Here is a 5,631-nt window from a genome sequence, read left to right on the forward strand (position 1 = left end):
GCTCGCTCGTTGGGCCCTGCGTGTACAGCTACGACGTGACCTCAGCCTTCCGCCAGACCAGCGCGTCCCGAGGGATCCCGGCGATGAGGCCGTCGTACGACGCGGAGCATCCGAGCGCCCCGACCCCGATCTACGACGAGCTGTACTCCGAGTACCGGCGCCTCTTCCGGGCGCTGCCCGGTGACCGGTCCGGCGAGGAGGACATGCGGTTCACCGGCTTCGCGGTCCGCGAGCGCTCCTACCCGGGTCGGCTCGGCCTCACCGTGGCGGCCGCCGCGCCGCCGCACCCGGCCGCGCTGGAGGGCTACCGGGCGCTGGAGGAGCCGCGCCAGGAGTACGGCGGCGAGCCGTACCCGGGCCAGGTCCCGCCGCACCAGCCGTTCGCCGGCTACCCGGCGCCGCAGCAGTTCGTCCCGGCCCAGCAGGTCCCGGCCCAGCAGCAGGTGCACCACCCGCAGCAGCCGGTGCACCAGGCCCAGCACACCCAGCAGCCGCAGGCCCAGCAGCAGCACCAGCCGCCGAGCGTAGGCCAGGGCTGGGTGGCCACCGGCTACCTGGCCCCGGTCACCCTGCCCTCGCCCGCCCAGCCGCCCACCGTGCCCGCCCCGGCCACCCCCGGCCGGCACCGCGGCGGGCTGCTCTCGCTGCCGCCGGGCCAGTCCTGACCAACGGGGCGGAACAGCCCGGTGCCCGGGTGACGCATCGTCACCCGGGCACCGTCGTACGAAGCTGCTACTTCTTCTTGCGCTTCTCGCGCACCCGCACCGAGATCGAGATCGGCGTCCCGACGAAGCCGAACTCCTCGCGCAGCCGACGCTCGACGAACCGCCGGTAGCCCGCCTCCAGGAAGCCGGAGGCGAAGAGCACGAAGCGCGGCGGCTTGGTGCCGGCCTGGGTCCCGAACAGGATGCGCGGCTGCTTGCCGCCGCGGATCGGGTGCGGGTGGGCGGCGACCAGCTCGCCGAGGAAGGCGTTCAGCTTGGCGGTGGGGATCCGGGTCTCCCAGCCCTCCAGCGCGGTCTCGATCGCCGGGACCAGCTTCTCCATGTGCCGACCGGTCTTCGCCGAGACGTTGACCCGGGGCGCCCACTGGACCTGGACCAGGTCCTGCTCGATCTCCCGCTCCAGGTAGTAGCGGCGCTCCTCGTCGAGCTGGTCCCACTTGTTGTAGGCGATCACCACGGCGCGGCCGGCGTCCACCGCCATCGAGATGATCCGGGTGTCCTGCTCGGCCAGCGGCTCGCTGCAGTCGATCAGGACCACCGCGACCTCGGCCTTCTCCAGCGCGGCGGAGGTGCGCAGCGAGGCGTAGAAGTCGGCGCCCGCGGTCAGGTGGACCCGGCGGCGGATGCCGGCGGTGTCGACGAACTTCCAGGTCTTGCCGCCCAGCTCGATCATCTCGTCGACCGGGTCCCGGGTGGTGCCGGCCAGCTCGTTGACCACCACCCGCTCCTCGCCCGCCACCTTGTTGAGCAGGCTGGACTTGCCGACGTTGGGCCGGCCGATCAGCGCCACCCGGCGCGGGCCGCCGGTCGGCACGCCGAACGTCTGCGGCGGCGCCTCCGGCAGCGCGGCCATCACGGCGTCCAGCAGGTCGCCGGAACCGCGGCCGTGCAGCGCCGAGACGGGGTAGGGCTCGCCCAGGCCGAGCGACCAGAGGTAGGCGGCCTCGGCCTCGGTGGACGGGCCGTCCACCTTGTTGGCGCACAGCACCACCGGCTTGCCGGCCCGGCGGATCAGCTTGACCAGGGCCTCGTCGGTGTCGGTGGCGCCGACCGTGGCGTCCACCACGAAGAGCACCGCGTCGGCGGTCTCGATGCCGAGCTCGGCCTGCGCGGCCACCATCGCGTCGATGCCGAGGACGTCGATCTCCCAGCCGCCGGTGTCCACCAGCTTGAACCGGCGTCCGTTCCAGGTGGCCTCGTACTGCACCCGGTCGCGGGTCACGCCGGGCTTGTCCTCGACGACCGCCTCGCGCCGACCGATGATCCGGTTGACCAGGGTCGACTTGCCGACGTTCGGGCGGCCGACCACGGCCAGCACCGGCAGCGGCACGTGGGCGTGCGGGTCGAGGTCGAGGTCCTCGCCCTCGAAGCCCTCCTCCTCGGCGTACTGCATGAACTCGGCGTACTCGGAGTCGTCCAGCTCGCCGTGGGCGGGCAGGTGCTCGTTGCTCATCTTCGTCTGTTCCGTTTCCCGGCCCGCCCCGGAACGGGGGCGGACCGTGCGTACCTGCCCGGGCTTCGGCAGCCCGGGCAGCGCGAAAAAATGATTCTCGGTCGGCGACGGTGTCCGCCGACCGCGGGCCTCAGGCCGCGCTCGGGTGGCCGGCCCGCTGCGCGACCAACTCCACCACGGTGTCGACGACCTGCTCCAGCGTCAGCTCACTGGTGTCCACCAGCACCGCGTCCGCGGCCTGGGCCAGCGGGGCGGTGGCCCGGGACGAGTCGGCGGCGTCGCGCCGGCCCAGGTCGGCGGCCATCACGGCGATGGTCGCCTCGTCCACGCCCTTGGCCCGCAGCTCGGCGGCGCGCCGCTCGGCCCGGGCCGTCTCGGAGGCGGTCAGGAACACCTTCACGGTGGCGGCCGGGAAGACCACGGTCCCCATGTCCCGGCCCTCGGCGACGATGCCGCGCTCGGCCAGCTCGGCGCAGCCGCGCTGCAGCTCCACCAGGCGGCTGCGGACCGCGGGCACCGCGGCCACCGCGCTGACGCCGGCGGTCACCTCCGGGCCGCGGATCGGGCCGGCGACGTCCACGCCGTCGACCGTGATGGTCGGGCCGTCCGCGTCGGTGCCGGAGACGATCACCGGCTTGCCGCAGGCGATGGCGACCGCCTCGGCGTCCGCCACGTCCACCTCGTTGGCCAGCATCCACCAGGTCATCGCCCGGTACATGGCACCGGTGTCCAGGAAGCTCAGGCCCAGTCGGGCCGCCACCGCGCGGGAGACGGTCGACTTGCCGGAGCCGGAGGGTCCGTCGATGGCGACGACGACCGGGGCGTGCGCTCGGTCGGCAGTGTCCACGGGGGAACCTCTCTTCTCGACACCCGGGGGAGATACCTCAAGGTTAGACGACCGGGCGGGCCCCGCCGTCCGCCTGCGGAGCGGGGCCGGGGCGGGACTCAGTCCCGCACGTCCCAACCGCGCTCGGTCAGCGCCACCCCCAGCTGGTGCACCGCGCCCGGGTTGACCGAGAGCTGCACCAGGCCGACCTGGCGGCCGGCCGAGTGGTCGATCGCCACGTCCTCCACGTTGACCCCGGCCCGCGCCACCTCGCGGAACAGCCGGCCCAGCTCGCCCGGCTGGTCGCCGATCGCCACCACCACGGTCTCGTACCGGGTGGGCGGGGCACCGTGCTTGCCCGGGATCCGGGCGTGGCCGAGGTTGCCGCGCCGCATCACGGCCTCGATGCCGGCGCTGCCGCCCAGCCGGGCGGCCTCGTCGCCGCTCTCCAGCGCGCGCAGCGCGGCCACCGTGTCCCGCAGGTCGGTGACCACGTCGTCCAGGATGTCGGCCACCACCCCGGCGTTGGCGGCCAGGATGTCCAGCCACATCCGCGGGTCGGAGGCGGCGATCCGGGTCACGTCGCGCACGCCCTGGCCGGCCAGCCGCACCGCGGTGTCGTCGGCGTGCTCCAGCCGGGCCGCGACCAGCGAGGAGAGCAACTGCGGGGCGTGCGAGACCAGGGCCACCGCGCGGTCGTGCGCGGCCGCGTCCATCACCACCGGCATCGCGCCGCAGAGCGCGACCAGCTCCAGCGCGGCGTTCAGCGTCTCGGTGTCGGTGTCGGGGGTGGGGGTCAGCACCCAGGGGCGGCCCTCGAACAGGTCGGCCCGGGCGGCCAGCGGGCCGGACCGCTCCCGGCCGGCCATCGGGTGGCCGCCGATGTAGTGCGCGGTGTCCAGGCCGAGCGCGGCGACCTCCTCGCGCGGGCCGGCCTTGACGCTGGCCACGTCGGTGTAGCAGCGGGCCAGGCCGCGCCGCTGGCAGTCCGCCAGCACCTTGCCGACCAGCGCCGGCGGCACCGCCACCACGGCCAGGTCGACCGGGCCGGCGGGCTCCTCCACGGTGCCGGCGCCGAGCGAGGCCGCGGTGCGGGCCGCGTCCGGGTCGGCGTCCTCCAGGTGGACCGTGATCCCCCGGGCCGAGAGCGCGAGCGCGGCGGAGGTGCCGATCAGACCGGTGCCGACGACGGCGACAGTGCGCATGGCGGGAGGCTCTCCTGGGGATCGGGCGCGGGACGTGCTCCCATCCTCCCGTACCGCCCGGGCCGACGCTCCCCCGGCCCCGCCCGCGCCGCGGGCGCGGCTGCGGGGCACGCTCGCGGGGGCGGGAGACAGCTGTCGCCCCGACCCGGCAGACTGGCCCCGCGACCCGCGCACAGCGCTCGCACCGCACAGCTCTCGCACAGGGAAGGGGTGCATCTCCGTGACGCTTCGGCCGGTAGACGACCCGTCAGTGACCGACTGGCCCACCGAGCTCGACTCCGTGGTGGTGCACGACTCCGGCGCCGTCTGCCTCCGGCTGGCCGGCGGGCGGCTGCCCGCCCCGCCGGCCGGCGCCGGCCCGGACGCCGTGCCGCGGGTCCGCCTGCGGCTCACCGGCCTGCCCGCCGTCGTCGAGCACCGCACGCTGCGCGCCGCGCTGCCCGACGGCCCGCCGGGCTGGCGGATCACCGAGGTCCGCACGGCCGCCACGGCCGAGGTCGGGACCACCGCCGAGCTGCCCGCGCTGCGCCGCGACCTGGCCGCCGCCGAGGAGGAACTGCGGGCGCTGGTGCTGCGCGCCCGGACCCTGGACGACCGGATCGTGCAGACCGCCGCGCTGCGCGCCGTCCCGCCCGCGCCCGTGCCGGACGCCCCCGCGCACCGCCGGGCGCCCGCCGGGGCCCTGCTGGCCCTGGCCGACTTCGTGGCCGAGCGGCTGGGCGCGCTGCAGGCCCGGGCCGAGGAGGTCCGCGAGCAGGTCGAGCTCGCCGAGCACCGGCGCGACCTGCTGCGCGACCGGGTGGCCCGCAGCTCGACCGCGGCGCGCCGGGCACCGGTGCGGACCGGCACCACGGTCCTGGTCACCCTCGCCGCGGACGCCCCGGACACGCCCGTCCCCACCGCCCCGGTCACCGTCGGCGTCGAGTACCGGGTGCCGAGCGCCCGCTGGTACCCCAGCTACCGGCTCGACCACAGCCCGGGCTCCGGCAGCGGCACGCTGACCCTGCGCGCCGCCGTCGCCCAGCGCACCGGCGAGGACTGGACGGGTGTCCGCCTCGCCCTCTCCACCGCCGACCTGCGCCGGCCGGGCCGCCTGCCCGAGCTGCGCTCGCTGCGGATCGGCCGCCGGCGGCCCGCGCCGGCCCCCTCCGGCTGGCGCGAGCCGCCGGCCGGCCTCGACGGGCTCTTCGCCGACCACGACGAGCTGCTGCCGCGCGGCTTCGACCGCACGCCGCTGCCCGGCACGCCCGCCGCTGCCGAACGCAGTCGGACCGTCCGGCGCAGCACCCGGTCGGTCAAGAAGCCGGCCGACCCCGAGTTCGACGTCGTGGACCTGCGGGCCGAGGGCTCCCGGGGTGCGGGGCCGGCCGGCTTCGGCGGCGCGCCGGCGCCGGCCGCGCCCGGCGGACCGGCGCCCCGGCC

At 76.3% G+C, this 5,631-nt stretch carries 5 protein-coding genes; 2 read left to right on the forward strand and 3 right to left on the reverse strand.

Going from position 1 to position 5,631, the window contains the following annotated elements:
* Positions 1-83: 83 nt before the first annotated feature.
* A complete protein-coding gene (locus ACFW1A_RS37660) occupies positions 84-665 on the forward strand; it encodes a hypothetical protein (RefSeq protein WP_380417659.1) in 582 nt (193 codons plus the stop codon).
* Between the two features lie 67 nt (positions 666-732).
* Here ACFW1A_RS37660 and der read toward each other — a convergent pair whose 3' ends face one another.
* The 3 genes from der to ACFW1A_RS37675 all read right to left on the reverse strand — a co-directional run bounded on the left by der (position 733) and on the right by ACFW1A_RS37675 (position 4,209).
* Positions 733-2,178 (reverse strand): ribosome biogenesis GTPase Der, encoded by a 1,446-nt coding sequence (gene der, locus ACFW1A_RS37665; RefSeq protein WP_380417661.1) that lies wholly within the window; start codon positions 2,176-2,178, stop codon positions 733-735.
* Between the two features lie 130 nt (positions 2,179-2,308).
* Positions 2,309-3,025: a (d)CMP kinase gene (cmk, locus tag ACFW1A_RS37670; RefSeq protein WP_380417663.1), complete on the reverse strand. Its 717-nt coding sequence runs from the start codon at positions 3,023-3,025 to the stop codon at positions 2,309-2,311.
* Between the two features lie 98 nt (positions 3,026-3,123).
* Entirely contained in the window at positions 3,124-4,209 is a 1,086-nt protein-coding gene (locus tag ACFW1A_RS37675) for a prephenate dehydrogenase (protein WP_380417665.1), read from the reverse strand.
* A 250-nt stretch (positions 4,210-4,459) separates the two neighbouring features.
* Here ACFW1A_RS37675 and ACFW1A_RS37680 point away from each other — a divergent pair.
* Positions 4,460-5,631, forward strand: a 1,172-nt coding sequence (locus ACFW1A_RS37680) for a DUF4139 domain-containing protein (RefSeq protein WP_380417667.1), incomplete at its 3' end; no start/stop codon positions are given.

The sequence above is a fragment of the Kitasatospora sp. NPDC058965 genome (genome assembly GCF_042741245.1).
Classification (GTDB): domain Bacteria; phylum Actinomycetota; class Actinomycetes; order Streptomycetales; family Streptomycetaceae; genus Kitasatospora.

Coding starts and splice junctions, on each gene's coding strand:
- ACFW1A_RS37660 (WP_380417659.1), top strand. CDS start 84: ATGAGGCCGTCGTACGACGCGGAGCATCCGAGCGCCCCGACCCCGATC.
- der (WP_380417661.1), bottom strand. CDS start 2,178: ATGAGCAACGAGCACCTGCCCGCCCACGGCGAGCTGGACGACTCCGAG.
- ACFW1A_RS37675 (WP_380417665.1), bottom strand. CDS start 4,209: ATGCGCACTGTCGCCGTCGTCGGCACCGGTCTGATCGGCACCTCCGCC.